At 40.7% G+C, this 18,501-nt stretch carries 17 protein-coding genes; 13 read left to right on the top strand and 4 right to left on the bottom strand.

What is annotated here, in order from left to right; translation table 11 throughout:
* Nucleotides 1-18: 18 nt before the first annotated feature.
* The 13 genes from WG989_RS04600 to WG989_RS04540 all read left to right on the top strand — a co-directional run bounded on the left by WG989_RS04600 (nt 19) and on the right by WG989_RS04540 (nt 12,315).
* Entirely contained in the window at nt 19-225 is a 207-nt protein-coding gene (locus WG989_RS04600) for a hypothetical protein (RefSeq protein WP_340427667.1), read from the top strand.
* Nucleotides 222-488 carry a type II toxin-antitoxin system RelE family toxin gene (locus WG989_RS04595; protein WP_340427666.1) on the top strand — a complete coding sequence of 89 codons (267 nt, stop codon included), beginning with the start codon at nt 222-224 and terminating at the stop codon, nt 486-488. The genes WG989_RS04600 and WG989_RS04595 overlap by 4 nt, the downstream gene beginning before the upstream one ends.
* Complete coding sequence (locus tag WG989_RS04590) at nt 485-1,147, top strand: HAD family hydrolase (protein ID WP_340427665.1); 663 nt, start codon at nt 485-487, stop codon at nt 1,145-1,147. Before WG989_RS04595 ends, WG989_RS04590 begins: the two co-directional genes overlap by 4 nt.
* A 21-nt stretch (nt 1,148-1,168) precedes the next feature.
* The gene (locus WG989_RS04585; RefSeq protein WP_340427664.1) at nt 1,169-1,723 is read left to right on the top strand and encodes a hypothetical protein; all 555 of its coding nucleotides are present in this window, start codon (nt 1,169-1,171) and stop codon (nt 1,721-1,723) included.
* Nucleotides 1,724-1,823: 100 nt separating this feature from the next.
* Complete coding sequence (locus WG989_RS04580) at nt 1,824-3,149, top strand: vanadium-dependent haloperoxidase (RefSeq protein WP_340427663.1); 1,326 nt, start codon at nt 1,824-1,826, stop codon at nt 3,147-3,149.
* A gap of 45 nt (nt 3,150-3,194) precedes the next feature.
* Nucleotides 3,195-4,301 (top strand): transporter family protein, encoded by a 1,107-nt coding sequence (locus WG989_RS04575; protein ID WP_340427662.1) that lies wholly within the window; start codon nt 3,195-3,197, stop codon nt 4,299-4,301.
* Between the two features lie 40 nt (nt 4,302-4,341).
* Nucleotides 4,342-5,286: a transporter gene (locus WG989_RS04570; RefSeq protein WP_340427661.1), complete on the top strand. Its 945-nt coding sequence runs from the start codon at nt 4,342-4,344 to the stop codon at nt 5,284-5,286.
* A 24-nt stretch (nt 5,287-5,310) separates the two neighbouring features.
* Nucleotides 5,311-6,861, top strand: a complete 1,551-nt coding sequence (locus tag WG989_RS04565; protein WP_340427660.1) for a vanadium-dependent haloperoxidase — start codon at nt 5,311-5,313, stop codon at nt 6,859-6,861.
* Nucleotides 6,862-6,950: 89 nt separating this feature from the next.
* Nucleotides 6,951-8,087, top strand: a complete 1,137-nt coding sequence (locus tag WG989_RS04560) for a DUF3179 domain-containing (seleno)protein (protein ID WP_340427659.1) — start codon at nt 6,951-6,953, stop codon at nt 8,085-8,087.
* Nucleotides 8,088-8,224: 137 nt separating this feature from the next.
* Entirely contained in the window at nt 8,225-9,217 is a 993-nt protein-coding gene (locus tag WG989_RS04555) for a LacI family DNA-binding transcriptional regulator (RefSeq protein WP_340427657.1), read from the top strand.
* A 62-nt stretch (nt 9,218-9,279) separates the two neighbouring features.
* Complete coding sequence (locus WG989_RS04550) at nt 9,280-10,545, top strand: MFS transporter (protein WP_340427656.1); 1,266 nt, start codon at nt 9,280-9,282, stop codon at nt 10,543-10,545.
* Between the two features lie 2 nt (nt 10,546-10,547).
* Entirely contained in the window at nt 10,548-12,041 is a 1,494-nt protein-coding gene (gene treF / locus WG989_RS04545) for an alpha,alpha-trehalase TreF (RefSeq protein WP_340431693.1), read from the top strand.
* Complete coding sequence (locus WG989_RS04540) at nt 12,034-12,315, top strand: hypothetical protein (RefSeq protein ID WP_340427654.1); 282 nt, start codon at nt 12,034-12,036, stop codon at nt 12,313-12,315. The genes treF and WG989_RS04540 overlap by 8 nt, the downstream gene beginning before the upstream one ends.
* 146 nt (nt 12,316-12,461) lie before the next feature.
* Here the strand turns inward: WG989_RS04540 and WG989_RS04535 are convergent, their stop codons facing one another.
* The 4 genes from WG989_RS04535 to WG989_RS04520 are packed head-to-tail and all read right to left on the bottom strand — an operon-like array spanning nt 12,462 to nt 18,444.
* Nucleotides 12,462-14,405 (bottom strand): alpha-amylase family glycosyl hydrolase, encoded by a 1,944-nt coding sequence (locus WG989_RS04535; protein ID WP_340427652.1) that lies wholly within the window; start codon nt 14,403-14,405, stop codon nt 12,462-12,464.
* Between the two features lie 6 nt (nt 14,406-14,411).
* Nucleotides 14,412-15,365 carry a carbohydrate kinase family protein gene (locus WG989_RS04530; protein WP_340427651.1) on the bottom strand — a complete coding sequence of 318 codons (954 nt, stop codon included), beginning with the start codon at nt 15,363-15,365 and terminating at the stop codon, nt 14,412-14,414.
* 3 nt (nt 15,366-15,368) lie between these two features.
* The gene (locus WG989_RS04525; RefSeq protein WP_340427650.1) at nt 15,369-17,096 is read right to left on the bottom strand and encodes a glycoside hydrolase family 13 protein; all 1,728 of its coding nucleotides are present in this window, start codon (nt 17,094-17,096) and stop codon (nt 15,369-15,371) included.
* 10 nt (nt 17,097-17,106) lie between these two features.
* A complete protein-coding gene (locus tag WG989_RS04520; protein WP_340427649.1) occupies nt 17,107-18,444 on the bottom strand; it encodes an MFS transporter in 1,338 nt (445 codons plus the stop codon).
* Nucleotides 18,445-18,501: the final 57 nt, after the last annotated feature.

Genomic DNA, 18,501 nt, shown 5'->3' with positions numbered 1-18,501 from the left:
AAAGATTAAATTTGAGGTATGGATACATTTGTTGTAACATCAAAAAACAGGGCAACTTCCTCTCTCCTCAAAAAATTATTGAAGGAGATGAAGGGAATTGAACGTGTAACAACACTTTCAAAAACTGAAAAAGAAAACATCGCCTTGATGAATGCAATCAATAAAGGTCATTCGAAGAAATACATTGATACAACAGCATTCCTCAAAAAACTTGAACGGAAATGAACATCCGGATTGATGAAACGTTCGAAAAGGATTTGCGTAAAATAAAGAGTAAGCCACTTGATAAAAAAGTGGCTTTACTTATTCGTGACCTGCTTGCTGCAGAATCACTCACAGAAATAAGAAATCTCAAACTGCTGAAAGGCTCCGATGTTCACTATCGCATCCGCTTAGGCGATTACAGAGTTGGCCTGATTGTTTCGGGTAAAACCCTGATCCTTGTTCGGATTCTGCACCGTAAAGAAATTTATCGTTTTTTTCCATGATGAATAACAAAGCCTTTCTCTTCGATCTTGACGGTACACTCATCGATACTATGCCCTGGCATTTCAAAACATGGCAACTGGTGGTTACTGAAATGGGAAGCCCGTTGCAAGGTGATGAACTGATGAAAGAATTATATGGCAATGGTGCTGAACTCATGAACCGCCTCATCCCCGGACGAATATTCACAGAAGAAGAAGCCAAAGCAATTGTTGATGCAAAAGAAGAACGCTACCGTCAACTTTACGGTAAACAAATCACTGTGCTGGAAGGAGCAAGGGAATTTTTGGAGGAGGCGTTCAGTATGCAAATACCCATGGGCATTGGCACCGCCAGCAACCAGGCCAATATCGATTTTGCAATAGACTTTCTGAATCTCCGTCATTATCTATCCGCCATTGTGGGTGCAGATGATGTGCAACTCAGTAAACCACATCCTGAAACATGGTTGAAATTGGCCGATGCATTGCAAACCCCGCCTGAACAATGCATTGTGTTTGAAGATGCACCAAAAGGCGTTGAAGCCGCCCAAAAAGCAGGCATGAAAGCTATTGCCATCACGGGTCATTATACTGCAAACGATTTCGGGGAATATGATAATGTTTTGAAAATTGTTCCGTCGTTAAATGCGTTGCAGGTACGGGATTTCCTTTATCTTTAGTTAGCCAAAAACGAATTGCTGTTGCGAATCATTGCTTCCATATTTTTCCTCACGATCCTTCTGTTCAACTGGTTTGGCTACCGGTTGGTTATGGATTATGTACAGCACAAGGCCGATACTCATTTTGAAATAAAGCTTGATAATAAAGAATACGATGAAACCGCATTGATTGAAATTCGTGTGCCGGTTACATTACCGTATCAAACCGATTGGAAAGAATTCGAACGTGTAAGCGGCGAGATCAATATCAACGGCATGCACTACAAATACGTAGAACGCAAACTCGAAGCCGGTGAAATGATCTACAAATGTATTCCTGATACAGACAAAGCCAAACTACTCAACGCACGTGAAAACTTTTTTAAACTGGTGAACGATTTACAAACACAACCTGATAAGAAATCGAATAACCAGTCCCCACATTCTTACAAAACATTCAGCTTTGATTATTGCGACAAACTGACCAACTGGAATTTCCATGCATTGGAGCTCCAATCTACAAGTCGGTTTATGCACGCAACCAGGCCGTTGCTTACAATGGTGATCCCTGCACCTGTACAGCCACCGGATGCATAATTAATTCTTCCAGAACGATTCGTCAGTCACAAACTTCATTTGTATTGCAACAACTGCAATCCATCTGATGTCTCCATTTCACGATTTTGAATTTGTATTCATGAAGTTATTTTTTTCTGTTGCAGGCCTTTGCCTGTTTCTGATCGGTTGTAAACCTGCCGGTGATTATAAGAAGTTTACCAATGATCCCTTGCTTTATTCGAAAACAGTAAAGAAGTTGAATGATGTGGTATTGGGAAATAATTTTCCACCCATGATCGGCAGCCGCAATTATGTATATGCAAGTATTGCAGCGTATGAATGTATTGTGGCCGGTGATGCGAAGTATCAAACACTCAGCGGACAAATCAAACACATGCCGCCAATGCCGAAACCAGATACATCAAGGCCAGTTGATTATTCATTAGCTGCTTTATTGTCGTTCACAAAAGTGGGGAACGCCGTAACCTTTCCGGAAGGAAGTATGATGGATCATTACAACGAGTTAAAAGAGAAAGCAGATTCAGCCGGTATACCATCGGATATACTGGAGAATACAATTGCTTTTTCTGATACCATCGTAGCAACGATCATGAAATGGAGTAAGGGCGATAACTATGCTGCCACACGTGGATCGGAACGCTTTACCGTACGGGAAGAAGCCGGACGTTGGATGCCAACGCCACCCATGTACGCAACAGCAGTTGAACCACAGTGGGGCAAAATCAGAACCATGGTATTGGACAGCTCATCACAATTTGAAATTCCACGACCACCAGTATTTGATGTTACAAATAAAAACAGCACTTACTACAAGGCGTTGATGGAAGTAAAAAATGTGGGCGATAGTTTAACGGAAGAACAAAAACACATCGCTGATTTTTGGGACGACAATCCGTTTAAGATGAATGTAAGCGGACATGTAATGTTTGCTACCAAGAAATTTTCTCCTCCCGGCCATTGGTTGAATATTGTAGGCATTGCAGCAAAAACTGCAAAGGCCGATTTTAATTCAACTGTTGGTGCATATGCCATCACATCCATCGCATTTTTTGATGCCTTTATTCGTGGGTGGGAAGAAAAGTATAAAAGCAATTACGTTCGTCCGGAAACAGCTATTAACAAACATGTAGATCAGGAATGGCGTCCTTATATTCAAACACCTCCTTTTCCTTCGTATGTAAGCGGCCATGCAACCAACTCTTCTGCAGCAGCAGAAACAATGACGTCGTGGTTTGGTGATCAGCTTTCGTTTACCGATACTTCTTTACTGGAGTTTGGTATTGCAAACCGTGAGATCAAATCATTCCGTGCAGCTGCCGCCGAAGCGGCCATGTCGAGATTGTATGGCGGCATTCATTATCGATTTGATAATGACGAAGGATTAAAAGTAGGTCGACAATTGGGAGAACTGATCGTGCAACGGATCAAATTAAGAGCTAACTGATAAAATACCTGATCGATTACAATCAACAACCAAACTATTATTGAAATGAAAAAAATATTTGTATTACAATTGATGCTTACCGCATTCGTTTCTTTTACTATAAATGATGTTGCTGCACAAGGTTGCGTTGCTGTACGCAGCAATGGAGCAATGTGTACAGTGAGCCATGCTGATGGAGATGACGATCACAAATGGCAATTAACAACGGGCTATCGTTATTTTCATTCGTTCCGTCATTTTGTTGGAACTGAAGAACAAAAACAGCGTGTAGAAGAAGGAACCGATGTTCGTAACTGGCAGCATGCACTTGATTTCACCTTGGTACGTAAACTCAACAAACGCATGTCGCTGGCTGTAAACATGCCGCTAATTTCCAATCGTCGTTCATCAATGTATGAGCATTATGGTAACAGCAGTACAAATCCCAATGCAAGAAGAGAAACAACAACGTTCGGCATGGGTGATATCCGTATTACTGCATACCGTTGGATGCTTGATCCAATGAAAAGCAAAAAAGGAAATATACAGGTGGGATTAGGATTAAAACTTCCAACTGGTGATTATCGCTACAACGATTTCTTCTGGAAAAATGATTCTACAAAAGTGTTAGGCCCTGTTGATCAATCGATCCAATTGGGTGATGGTGGTACAGGTATTTCATTGGAGTTGAATGGTTATTATGTATTCACAAAAGCGTTGAGTGCTTATGGTAATTTCTATTACTTGAGCAATCCACGTGAACATAATGGTGTATCAACTGCAAGAGGCGGAACAACTTCTGCTACAAATATTTTGTATGGCAGCAGTGTTATGAGTGTGCCCGATCAATATATGTTGCGTGGTGGATTGAACCTGATGGCTGGTGCATTCTCAGCATCTGCCGGTGTTCGTTTAGAAGTAGTTCCATCAGAAGATATTATTGGAGGCAGCAGCGGTTTCCGTCGTCCCGGTCGCATTTTTGGTGTAGAGCCAGGTGTTGCTTATCAATTTAAAAAAGTAAGTCTGTTTGCAACTGTTCCATATTGGTTCAGTAAAAACCGCACACAGAGTTACGCTGATAAAATGCGTACAAAAGCAACCGGTGTGTTTGCACAAGGCGATGCTGCGTTCGCTGATTATTCTATTAACATCGGCTGTACAGTAAAATTCTAATTGTAAAGAAAAAGCACAGTTCGTATAAAACAATCATCAAATGAAATTGACTATTAAAACAGTGTGGGTACTGTTGCTGTGTATTACAGCAAAATACTCATCGGCCCAAACAGATATTGATGCCATCATGATGGAGAAGAATGCGTTTTGTGTTGGCCCCGGTTATTCATACAGCAGTTGGAAAAATTATTGGGAAGGAGCGAAGAAAAGAGAAAACCTCAATCTTGGAACTGTATCTACGCAAATGTTTGCCGTAATGGGCAACTACGGCGTTTCCAATAAACTGAATGTGTTGTTTAATGTACCGTATGTTGTTACAAAAGCAAGTGCCGGAACATTAAGAGGACAAAGCGGCTTGCAGGATCTGAGTTTAATGCTGAAGTATCGTGCCATCAACCAAAAGATCAATAACAGCCGGATCGCTTTGTTTGGTTTGTTGGGCGGCTCTCTGCCGATGAGTAATTACAATGCTGATCTGTTGCCACTTTCTATCGGATTACAAAGTAAAACAGCAATGGCCAGGTTGATGCTGGATTATTATTACGATAATAAATGGTTTGCAACAGCGTCTGCAACCTATGTGTACAGAAGTAATGTTACACTTGATCGTGATTCGTATTATACTGATCAATTCATTCTTTCGAATGAAGTGAAAATGCCGAATGCAACCAGTTATAATATCCGGGCCGGCTACCGTACACAATGGTTGATTGCCGAAGCGGTTTTGAATAACTGGACAACAAAAGGTGGATTCGACATCACACAAAATAATATGCCTTTTATCAGCAATCGAATGAACGCCACTTCGCTTGGTGCCAATTTCAAATTTGTTTTTCGCAAGCTTCCCCAGCTTTCCTTAACAGGAGGAGCCAGCCATGTAGTTGCGGGGAGAAACATGGGACAAAGCTTCAATGTAAACGGAGCTGTGTTTTATGTATTCGATCTCAATAAAAAGGAGAAAAAGGATAAGCAAGGCACAAATTGATCTAACACAAGAAAAAACGAAATTATGTACATCAACATAAAACAAATTACTGCTGCAGTACTCATCTGTGTTACTGTTGTATCATGCAGTAAAGAAATTGCAGAACGAACAAAAAATACACCTGCCTTAAATCCTGCTAACATTGATCTTAATGCAGGCACGTGGAAACCTGTATTGCTTTCAGCTCCCGATGAATTTGCAGTGGCCGCACCCGGTGCTGCAAGTGGTCCCGGATATACGGCTGAACTCAACGAGATCAAAGGTTATCAGAAGTCGATGACGGGTGTACAAAAAGAACGATTGAACTATTGGAGCGCAGGTGCAGTCTTCCGTTGGAATGAAATTATGCGTGGACTGGTGGCGAAATATAACTTGCCACCGTTTCAAAATCCTGATGGCACTTATCCTGTTCCTGATGCAAACAATCCATTTAATAATCCGCAATTTCCGTTTGCCAACCCACCGTATGCATCACGTGCATATGCTTATGTAAGCGCTGCGCAATATGATGCATTGGTAGCAGCATGGCATTATAAAAAATTATATAACCGCTCAGCACCATACAAGATCAACAATACTATTACAACGTTGTTGCCACAAAGCGATCTTCCATCTTACCCAAGTGAAGATGCTGTAGTTGTTGGTGTAATGATTGAAATGCTGAAACTGTTTTTCCCTGGTGAACAAGCTACCATTCAACAATTAGCAACCGAACATAAGAATGCAAGAATTATGGCGGGCATGAATGTGCGAAGCGATATTGAAGCAGGTGAAGCGTTAGGAAGATTGGTTGCACAAAAATTTGTTACACGTGCAAGAGGTGACAGAGCCGGTGCAGCTGTGGGCACACCAGCTATCTGGCAGCAAATGGAAACACAAACTGCTGCAACAGGTGAAATGCCATGGATCAGTCAGGAGTCGCCAAAGCGCCCTGCTATGTTGCCACTGTTCGGTCGTGTGCGCACATGGTTATTCGATTCAGCTACGTTGGTAACAACCGTACGACCTGGTCCGCCACCATCAACAAAATCAGAAAAATTTAAACAGGAAGTAGCAGAAGTATTACACTATAGCAAAAATGCAACACGAGCAGAGTTGGCCATTGTACACTACTGGGCCGATGGTTTGGCTACGCATACACCTCCGGGTCACTGGAATGCAATTGCTGCTGATGATTTTGTCGGGCAACGTTTCAGTGAAGTGCGTTGGGCACGTAACATGGCGTTGTTGAATATGAGTATGATGGATGCTGCTATCGCTTGCTGGGATGCAAAGTTTGCGTACTTCAATCCACGTCCTTCGCAGGTAAATCCTGAAATAAAAACATGGACAGGCTTACCGAATTTTCCAAGTTATACAAGTGGTCACTCTACATTCAGTGGAGCAGCTGCTACAATTCTTGGTCGTATTATACCGGCACGTAAAACAGCTTACGAAAATATGGCAAGAGAAGCATCGCTTTCAAGATTATATGGTGCTATCCACTACAGAAGTGATTGTGAAGAAGGATTGAAATGTGGAAATGTAATTGGTGGTTACGCCATTGCAAGAGCAAATCTTGATGGAGCGAATTGACAACGAGTATTTATTTTTAATCAGTAGTATAAATTATCCCTCCCCTGTTTTCACAGGGGAGGCTGTTTTTTAAAACAACAATCAATCATATGAAATTGCTTTTTTGGTTCGCTGTCATTGGTTTGATCCTGTTTGAAGTATGCAATGTGTATTTCATTATGCCCATGCCCGGCAGTCAACGGATGAACAGTATTGATCTTGCTTACTTCCTCCATAAATGGCGATGGGTATTTCGTGGATTGTTTGCTTTGCTGCTCATTGTTGGTTTATTCAAATCAACATGGAAACAGAAATGGGTAGCAGCAATACCATTAATTCTGCTGACTACAGTTATCTACATGGCCAATTTTAAAATGGCGGCTGATGCGATGTTTCAACAACCCAAACAGATCATATTCAAACATGCTGCTGATAATAAAGTTGACAGCAACCGGTTGATCATTGGAATTGTAATTAATGGAGAAGCAAAAGCTTATCCTGTACAATACATGGGTTATCATCATCACCTGCAGGATACTGTTGGAGGCAAACCAATATTAGTAACGTATTGTACTGTGTGCAGAACAGGCCGTGTGTTTGAACCAATGGTTAATGGCAAACATGAACAGTTTCGATTAGTAGGTATGGATCATTTCAATGCCATGCTTGAAGACAAAACAACTAAAAGCTGGTGGCGACAGGCAACAGGTGAAGCGATCGCAGGTGAACTAAAAGGATTGAAATTGACAGAATTGCTGAGCAAGCAAACTTCATTAGATAAATGGATAGAGTTGCATCCGCAAACAAGTATTCTGCAAGCTGATCCTTCCTTCACAAAACATTACGATACTTCATACAAGTATGAAAGTGGAAAAAGTAAAAGTAAACTCACAGGAACAGATAGTATTTCCTGGAATGATAAATCATGGGTTGTTGGAATAAGAATCGGGAATAAAGCAAAAGCATATGATTGGAATCGTTTAAAAAAGGAACGGATCATTCATGATACATTTAACAGAACAGCTGTTCTTCTGCTTCTTGCGAAAGATGATAAAAGTTTTTTTGCATTCGAACGCTCTTCATACCACGATTTGTTTTTGTTGAACAATGATACAATAGCACTTGGCAATAATCATTTTCGTGTTAATGGAACAGGTATTGATACAACACTCAACTTAAAACCAATTATAGCATACCAGGAGTTCTGGCATAGCTGGCGCACGTTTCAACCACAAACGGAAAAATAAAAAGTACATATAACAATTATAGTGCTGCAGTGATCTATGATTTCTGTGGTCGTTTTTCTTTTTGATTGCTGGATGTAGAAAAAAATTATCTTTAACCTACTAACGATTAAAAATAATTCGATTCCAAAGATTATTGCATGCAGCAAAGCACACTCAAAAAATTATCCGAAGCCCTTGGTATCAGTATTTCAACCGTTTCCCGTGCCTTGAAAGATCATCCGGATATTTCAGCGGCCACCAAGCGAAAGGTAAAGGAGCTGGCAGAAGCGATGGAATACGAGCCAAACAGCTATGCAGTACAGTTGCGTACACGGCAAAGTAACGTACTAGGGTTGCTGGTACCATCGATCGATAACTTTTTTTACGATTCGTTTATTGCAGCAGTTGAAGACGAAGCACGTAAGGTTGGATACTCTGTGCTCATTATGCAATCGAGAGATAACGTGGAAATTGAAACAGCAAGTTTGAATATTTTCCGGAAAAATATGGTGATGGGTGTGTTTGCAACAGTATCTGTTGCAACGGAGGAAATGGCGCCCTTTAAAAAACTGGAAGACTTAAACATTCCGGTTGTATTCTTTGATCGGGTTCCGGAAGAAAAAGGATTTTATACAGTTTGTCTGCCCGATGCATTGGCCGCAAAAATTGCAGCGGAAGCCATCATCGAAAAGAAAAAGAAAAATCTGTTGGCGTTGTTTGGTCATCCACATTTGAGTATTTCAAAAGTACGTTGCCAGGCATTGGTCGATACATTTAAAGAACAATCACCCGATACAAAAATTACGATCCATTATCCCGAACAATCAGCACCATCCAAAGAAATTGCATTGAATGCACTTACATCCAGCGAACCGCCGGATGTAATTTTTTGCATGGGCGATTTGATTTTAATTGGTGTAATGAAAGCCATTCACGAACTTAATTTGAAAGTACCCGAAGATGTAGCAGTGATTGGCATTAGTAACGGCTTTATTCCAACCATGTATAATCCTGTAATTACCTATGTAGAAACAAGCGGTTATAAGTTAGGAAAGCTTTCATTTGCACAAATGCTGGGTCGTTTAAAAGGAGAAGATATTAGCGAAAACGTTTGCGTTGAATCAATGCTGGTAAAAGGCGGTTCTTTGTAAGCAATTTGCTTTGGCAAATGATGGGTAACGGGTATATTTAATGCTCATTTCATCAACTTACCATGACCAGCTTTCGCATTAAACTTTCACTCTTCCTCAACTATTTTGTTTTTGCAATTCTGCTCAACAGTGTGGGCACTGTTATTCTGCAGGTGCAGAATAATTTTGATGTGTCGAAAGGATCAGCCAGTATACTGGAAGCGTTTAAAGATTTCAGTATTGCTATCACTTCTTTTCTCATTGCATCCTACGTCAATAAGATCGGGTATAAAAAAACAATGCTCATTTCACTGGGTTTGATTGCAGTGATGTGCCTCATCATCCCATCCGTCAGTAGTTTTTTTATGACGAAAATGTTATTTGCTGTGGCAGGTATCGGATTTGCATTGATCAAGGTGAGTGTGTTTGCAACAATTGGGCTTGTTACAAAGTCGAAGAACGAACACCTGAGCTTTATGAATTTCCTCGAATCATTTTTTATGGTTGGTGTATTAGCCGGTTATTTCTTGTTTGCATCAATGGTTGACAACAATGATCCAAAATCGACAACATGGTTCAATACGTATTATATTCTGGGCGCACTTGCGGTTGTTGCCTTTCTACTGTTGCTCACTACCAAACTTGATGAGTCAAGTATCAAAGAAGCGGAACAATCCAAATCAGCAGGGGATGATTTTGTAGAAATGTGGAAACTTGTTTTGTTACCACTTGTACTGGTGTTTATTTTCAGTGCATTCTTTTATGTATTGATCGAACAGAGCATTATGAGTTGGTTGCCTACGTTTAATAAAGACGTGTTGCAACTTTCTACAAGTCTTAGTATACAAATGGCCAGTATCCTTTCAGCATCCATTGCATTGGGTCGTTTTTTGGCGGGGTTAGTATTACGAAAAGCTGATTGGTTTATAGTATTAGCTGTTTGTCTGCTTGCGGCCGGCGTATTGGTGTTACTGGCTGTGCCGTTAACAAAGAATATTACGGGGATAACAGTGAACAGTTTAGCCGATGTTCCTCTGGTTGCATTTATTTTTCCGTTGATCGGTTTGTTTCTGGCGCCGATCTATCCGGCGATCAATTCAGTTATACTTAGTAATCTTCCGGCATACAGGCATGGTCCGATGTCGGGGTTAATTGTTGTGTTTTCTGCATTGGGTGGTACAACCGGGTCAATCATCACCGGAAATATTTTTGAAGCATATGGCGGACAAACTGCTTTCTATTTTTCATTGGCACCTATTTGTATGCTGATCGCACTGTTGTATGTATTCAAGCGCCTGCAGCCAAAAGCAGGAACTGTTGTTGACCTTAAAACTGCAGGAGGGCATTGATCGTGAAGCAGAAAGAATTATTTGAACTGAGTCCTTTGTTTGAAGATGTACAGATGCAACGCATTTTTACAGATGGAAAAACATTTGTTGATTGTATTCCGAAAGAATCAATCGACTTGATCCTTCAACAGTATAATGAACAAAAGACAACAGCCAATTTTGATTTGAAAGAATTTGTAACTGCACATTTTGAGTTGCCCCATGTATTTGCCGGCGATTATCATACAGATGAAAGTCAGGATGTGGCAGCACATATTCAATCGTTATGGCCGGTACTTACCCGTATGCCCGATGAAAAGAAAGGTTCATTGATCCCATTACCAAATCCATACATTGTACCGGGTGGGCGTTTTGGTGAAGTGTATTACTGGGATAGTTATTTTACCATGCTTGGTTTAAAAGAATCGGGGATGCAGGAGATGGTGGAACACATGGTCAATAATTTTACACATCTCATTCAAACAATTGGTTTTATACCTAATGGTAACAGGACGTACTATCTCGGTCGTTCACAACCTCCGTTCTATTCGTTGATGGTAAAGTTGATGATGGATTGGAAAGGAAAAGAAGTGCTTGTTACCTATCTCGATGCAATGGAGCAGGAATATCATTTTTGGATGAAGGATGCTGATCTGCTTTCTGCAACAAGAATTGCATCGAAGCATGTGGTACGTATGAATGACGGCGCAATATTGAACCGCTACTGTGATGCATTTGAAACAGCAAGGCCTGAATCATTTCATGCAGATGTGGAACTGATGCATAACAGTTCGCAGCAACCATCACAACTCTATGCACATTTGCGTGCAGGTGCAGAATCGGGTTGGGATTATAGCTGTCGCTGGTTCAAAGACCAAACTGATTTTGGAACCATTCATACCACTGAAATTATTCCGGTTGATTTGAATTGTTTGTTATACCATCTGGAATGTACAATAGCCGATGCGTGGCGAATAAAAGGCAACGAAGCAATTGCAGCAAAATACGATGCGGTTGCTGTAAGCAGGAAGCAGGCTATCCATCAATACTGCTGGAATGCTGCAGCGAATTTTTATACAGATTATGATTTTATGAATCAACAACCAAAGCAACAAAAAACACTCGCAGGAGCGGCCGCATTATTTTTCAAAATAGCAACCGATGAACAGGCCCATGCAATGGCTGCAGTACTGGAAGCTGAATTTTTAAAAGATGGCGGACTCGTTGCCACGCCTTATGTTACAGGTCAGCAATGGGATGCACCCAATGGCTGGGCTCCCTTGCAATGGATGAGTATTATCGGGTTAGAAAATTATGGTTATCATACACTGGCAACCACAATTGCAAAGCGATGGATACAACTGAATACAGATGTGTATAAACGTACCGGCAAACTCATGGAAAAATACAATGTGGTTGACACACATTTGGAAGCTGGCGGTGGCGAATATACAGGACAAGATGGCTTTGGCTGGACGAATGGAGTTTTATTAGCTTTGATGAAAAAGTATGGATAGACTTCAGCTTGATAATAAACTTTCTTTTGCAGTTGAACCTTACAAACGTAAACTGCGGTTCATTGTTTATGACAACAAGAGTGAGTTTGTTTGCAGAATTGAAGCACTAAACAAGATAGAACAATTTCTAAAATTGAATGAAGCACGAATTTTTAAGGGTAGATTACAACTGTATAAGATGAATAGTAAAATATATGTAGAAGTTAAGCGTAATCCAATTGGTTTTATAAGTGTGGATCATTTCACAAGCATGCTTCAAAAAGCAGCAGTTTGATTTGGTAGAGATGTCTCGTTCCTCGACATGACGTTGGAGAGTTTAATAAAATGAAAACCGTATAAAACTCAGAGTGTCGTCATCCCGACGAAGGAGGGATCTCTAAACATTTAACTGTAAATATTTAGGCGGAAAAAATCCAATCATCACCCCTCCAGCAACGCAAACCCATAAGGCGGCAACACAAAAAATTCATGATCTGCTCCAACTTCAAATGTAGTCTCACTCCAATGATCGTACAATGAAACAGGTGGATTTCCTTTTTCTTTAAATGCATACCAGGTAAGAAACGCTGTTTGATTACTAAAATTGAAAACACAGAATAGTCGTTGTGCATCTTTCTGCCGCAAATACCCGGCAACATGTACATTGTGTGGTGTTAACCAAACAAGATTGCTGTGATCAACAACAGCAGGCAGTTGTTTGCGAATAGAAAGCAGTCGTTTGGTAGAATTGAAAATCAGTTGTTCTACAGTCCCTTCTTTGTCTTTACGTTTATTCTTCTTCCAGTCGATCAACGGCCGATGCATCCATCTGTTATCATAGCTTTTTCCTTCGTCCTGCAAATAGGAATAGTCATTGGTATAGCCAACTTCATCTCCATAAAACAACATCGGCACACCACCTAAGAAAAAACTATGCGCCTGCATTAGTAAAATTTTCTGGATGGAAAGATCAATAGCTGTTTGATCATTTTCATTCAATGCTTTTTCCAATCCGCAAAGCGAAGCCAATGATCCACTGATGCGGGCATCGCCGGTTTTTGGATTGCTGGAAAACAATGCACCAATTGCAGGCGAACTTTTATGAGCACCTGCATAATATTCTTTCAGATATTTACGATGTGCATAGGAGTTATATCCTGCCTGCTCGATCATCATGTCATCATAACCTAAACCAATATCATCATGGCAACGGGTGTAGGTGATCCAGGAAGTGCCGTATGGTTTTTGAAGCAGTTCATGTTGTGCAGCCAGCATTACTTTGGTATCGCCTGTTGCCAGCATATCCCATTGCAATGCCATATGTGTGGCGTTGTAGGCAAAATCACATTCACGTGCTGTATATTGTCCGGTACCAAAATATTTCATGATCTCTTTTGGAGCTACGATCGCTTCACCGAGCAACGCCATTCCCGGTGTTGCTACCTGTACACATTGTTTGATCAATCGTAAAAGTGTATGTGCCTGTGGTAAATTCTGACAGGTTGTACCAAGTTGTTTCCAGATAAAAGCCGGCGCATCAATACGCAGAATATCTACACCAAGGTTTGCATAGAAGAAAATGGTATCCAGCATTTCAATGAACACAACGGGGTTTGTATAATTGAGATCCCATTGGTAGTTATGAAACACCGTCATTACCCATTTGTTACATTCTTCAATATAGGTGAAACTGCCGGGTGAACTTTCAGGAAAGATCTCCGGCATCGTTTTATCGTATTGGTCGGGTAAACTTCTGTCGTGGTAGAAATAAAAATAGTCTTGGTATTTTTTTTCTCCGGCTTTTGCTTTTAGTGCCCATTCATGTTTGTGCGATGTATGGTTTAGCACAATATCGATCATCAGGTACATATTGCGTTTCCGCATTTCTTCCTGCAAGTGTAACAGATCTTCAAGTGAGCCAAAACGTTGATCTACTTTCCTGAAATTGGAAACGGCATAACCACCGTCGCTCTCATTAGCCGGGCTTTCAAATACAGGCATCAGGTGAAGAAAATTAACACCAAGCTCTTCAAAGTAATCAAGTTTGGTTTGCATGTTTTGCAGGTTGCCGCAAAAACGATCAACATACAAACTCATGCCGTTGATCTTATTACTGAGAAACCAATACTCCTGTTCCAGCTTTGTAATATCCCGTTGTTTTAATACCGCACTTCGTTGCTTGTATGCTTTGATGATGGTTGTTATTACATCATCAAATAATTGTTCTGCAGCAGGGTGATGTTCATACAACTGCATGTATAATTCAAAAAGAGAAGTGGTATTTGCAAGAAAGCGTGTATAAAATGAATTATCTGCAACAGCTACATCGATGTTGTACTCTTTCAGAATTGCATTGATATGTTCGTGTAAACCGAAGTGATACATACGTGCTTATTTAAAAATATCGTTGCTTAAATGACGGAACGCTTCCATGGCACCCATGTACTCACAGGTGCGTGCACCTGCTTTGTTTCCATTGATAATGATCTGCTTCCATTGATCAACGGTAAGCTCATTGATCTCACTCATTGAATAATTACGTAGCTGATACAACACGGCTCCAACAAATGCATCACCTGCGCCAGTAGTATCTACCGGTTGAACAGGAATACTTTCGATCAGATGAGTTGTTCCATTATGGCCAAGTAATGTTCCTTCTTTTCCAAGCGTAATAGCAAATACGGATGTTGTATTTTGTAAGAAATAATCAGCCGCTTCCTTTACAGTTGTTGTATTGGTGAGCATGAACGCTTCTTCATCGCTTACTTTAAAGAATTGGCAGCTCCGTAAAAAATGCCAGGACTGAATACTGAACGATGGAATATTATCAGCAAACAACAGTTGCCGGTAATTCGGATCAAAACTTACCATGCAGTTGTTATCCAAAGCACGACTTAACAAACTAATATATGCCTGTTGCAATGGTCCCGGTAAAAAAGCGGTGGCCGAGCCAAAGTGAACAATGGAATAGACCGACAAATCAATGGCATCCACTTCTTCTTTGGTCAATACTGCATCGGCACCACGATTAAAATAAAAATCACGTTCACCATTTTCCATCAGCGATACAAAAGCAAATGTGGTAAAGCTGTTTTTATCCTGCAGCATATATTTTGTATTCACTACAAAGCTTTTCATTTCATCGATCAGGAATGTGCCGAACGGATCAATGCCTACTTTGGCTGCCAGATCAACATCGCCACCTAATGCAGCAATGGCTGCTGCTACATTTGTAGGGGCACCCCCTGGCTTCTTTAGAAAATGCTCTCCTGCAGATAAAGGCTTCCCTTTGTCTGAGCAGATCATATCGATCAACGCTTCACCTATACAAAGAATTTTACGCATAGTTTATAATTCATAAATGAGGGCTTCGTAAGGTCGAAGGCTATTTGAAACCGGTGCAGAGTTGTAATTACCAATCAGCAGTTTGGCTTTGCTTACATCAATACCTGTATTTACAGAAGCATCTTTATTCCTGAAGTTGAGCAAAACGAGCAATTTCTTCCCGTTTAATTCTCTTGTATAAGCAAATACATCGGGATTGTTTTTATCGATTGATGTAAACTTTCCATACACCAGCACTTCATTATCTTTTCGCAGTTGCACCATCTTTCTGAAATAGTTCAAACAACTGTTTTCATCTTTTTCCTGCGCTGCTACATTGATCGTTGTATAATTTTTATTTGTTTTCAACCACGGTGTTCCGGTTGTAAAACCAGCATTGGCTGTTGTATCCCATTGCATCCCTGTTCGTCCATTATCACGACAACTGAATTTGATCAGCTCCATATACTTTTTTAAATCCCCACCAATATTGATCTGATGCTGGTATTCATTCAGCGTTGGCATATCCTTGTAGTCTTCTATTTTATCGAAGCCTGCATTCGTCATGCCTAATTCATCACCATAATAATAGTAAGGCGTACCACGCATGCTTAAAAGAAAAGTAGTGAGCATTTTGGAAGACAGTTCTCTGTATGCAGGTTGATCGTTTCCAAAGCGACTTACCAATCTTGCCTGGTCGTGATTGGCCAGCACAATGGACAGCCATCCTTTTTCGGCAAAGGCGCTATCCCATTTGCTGAAAACATTTTTCAAATGCAACACACTGTATCCTTCAGGCTTTGCAATATCAATAGCTTCGAATGCATATGCCATGTTTAATTCGTTACGGTCGGCATCAACAAGATCATGTGCATCTGCAAATGTATTACCGGCCCCTTCGGCCACACTCATTACATCATACTTGCTGAACACTTCTGTATGCATCTCTTTTAAATAGCTATGCAGGTTTGGACCCATTGCATAATACTGCACAAAGTTTTTTTCAAATCCATCAGGGAATGCAGGGTATGTTGTGTCTTTTGCAGCAAATTGAAATGCATCTAACCTGAAACCATCTACCCCTTTCTCTGCCCAGAATTTCATCATGTCATAAATTTCCTGGCGGAGTTTTGGGTTTTCCCATTTCAGATCAGGTTGCTTTTGTGAAAAGTAATGGAGGTAATACGCATTGGTGAGTGAATCATATTTCCATGCGTCATGATTTACATCAAACAAACTGTAACGGTAAGGAGGTTTTCCTTTTTCTGCATTCCACCAATGATAATAATTACGATACGGATTATCTCTGCTGCTGCGGCTTTGTTTGAACCATTCATGTTCATCGCTGCTGTGGTTCACTACAATATCCATCACCAGTTTGATCTTCCGCTCATGCATTCCTTTCAACAATGCATCAAAATCTTCCATGGTTCCAAAATCTTTCATGATGTTGCGGTAGTCGCTTACATCATACCCGTTATCGTCATTCGGCGATGTATAGATCGGGTTGAGCCATACCGCATCTACCCCAAGACTTTTAATGTAATCCAGTTTTGAAAGAATTCCTTTAAGATCACCAATGCCATCACCATCACTGTCTTTAAAACTGCGGGGATAGATCTGATACACCACTGCTTCTTTCCACCACTTACGATCGACCTGCTCATCTGTTTGTGTAGTTGTTTTTGATTTGCACGAAACAAACCCAAACGCTGGTAAAAGGAACAATATGTAATAACTGAACCGTTTCATATCAATCAATTTAATGTCCGCCTCCACCACCCAAGGTCATTACTTCATCGGCTGGTTTTTTTGTTTTGATCAACAGCGTTGCTGAAGCGGCGATCAATAAAAAAACACCTGCAAATGTGATGGCTTTACCGGGATCGTTGTTTAAAAAGTTTTTTAAAATATAGCCGAAGGAAAGATTCTGAATGATCATTGGTATTACGATCATCATATTAATAATACCCATGTACACACCATACCGTTCTTTGGGAATATTACTCACCACCATTAAATACGGAATGCCCATCATGCTTGCCCAGCCAATACCAAAGCCGGTAATAGCGGGGAATAACAAATACTTGTTTTCAATATGTGGGAATGCAAGAAACCCAATGCCTGCTAATACTAAACAACTAAAGTGCACAAGCTTTGGTGAATAGCGTTTGGCAAACCAAACCAATCCAAAGGCACATAAGAACGTAACGATATTATACCAACCATTCACTAAGCCCGTCCAGCTCACTGCTTTTTCATACAGATCAGGATTTTCAGCTGGTGATGTTTTCCAAACTGATTGTGCAATACTCTTCGATGAGTTTTGCCAATAACAAAACAACGCATACCATTGAAACAAATACACCAATGCCAATTGCCACATAACTTTCGGCATATCTTTAATGGCATGAGCAATTTCAATGAACGGAGAAAAAATACTCAACGGTTCTGCTTTCATTTTTTTCAACTCTTCATCTGTTGGTGGAATTTCAGGAGTGGTACGCATACTCCACCAGATAGATCCAATGGAACAAACAGCACCTAAAAAGAACGATGCAAATACCCAGGTAGGAAGCTTCCCTGTTTTACCAATAAAGATCAATGGAAAAATAAAGAGCGAAACGTTGGCCAGTGTTTGTCCAAGCCCCGTAAAAAAACTTTGCGATTGAAAACCGGTTGGCTGTTGCGATGGATTTAATTTGTCGGCAATAAATGCACGGTACGGTTCCATAGCGGTATTGTTTCCTGCATCTAATATCCATAACAAACCCGCCGCCATCCATAAGCTGCTGCTGAATGGATAAAAGAATAAGGCAATGCTGCAGAGCAAGGCACCAACAAAAAAGTAAGGTTTACGACGACCGAAACGTGGATGCCATGTTTTATCACTTAAGGCTCCAATAATGGGCTGTACCAACAAGCCCGTCATAGGTCCAGCTAAATTCAGAAACGGAATTTCGTCTGGACTTGCACCCAGCATGTCATAAATAGGATTGACAGCGCTTTGCTGTAAACCAAAACTGTATTGAATGCCGAAGAAACCAACATTCATATTGATGATCTGCCAAAAACTTAAATGGGGTTTGGGAATAGACATGCAGTGGTAGAAATGGTTGGTTGATCAATTACACAACTGCACGGCGGCAGCAATCGT

It is taken from the genome of Lacibacter sp. H407, assembly GCF_037892605.1.
Lineage (GTDB): Bacteria > Bacteroidota > Bacteroidia > Chitinophagales > Chitinophagaceae > Lacibacter.
Note: the sequence above shows the minus strand (reverse complement) of the source record. Positions and strands in the feature narration are given on the sequence as shown.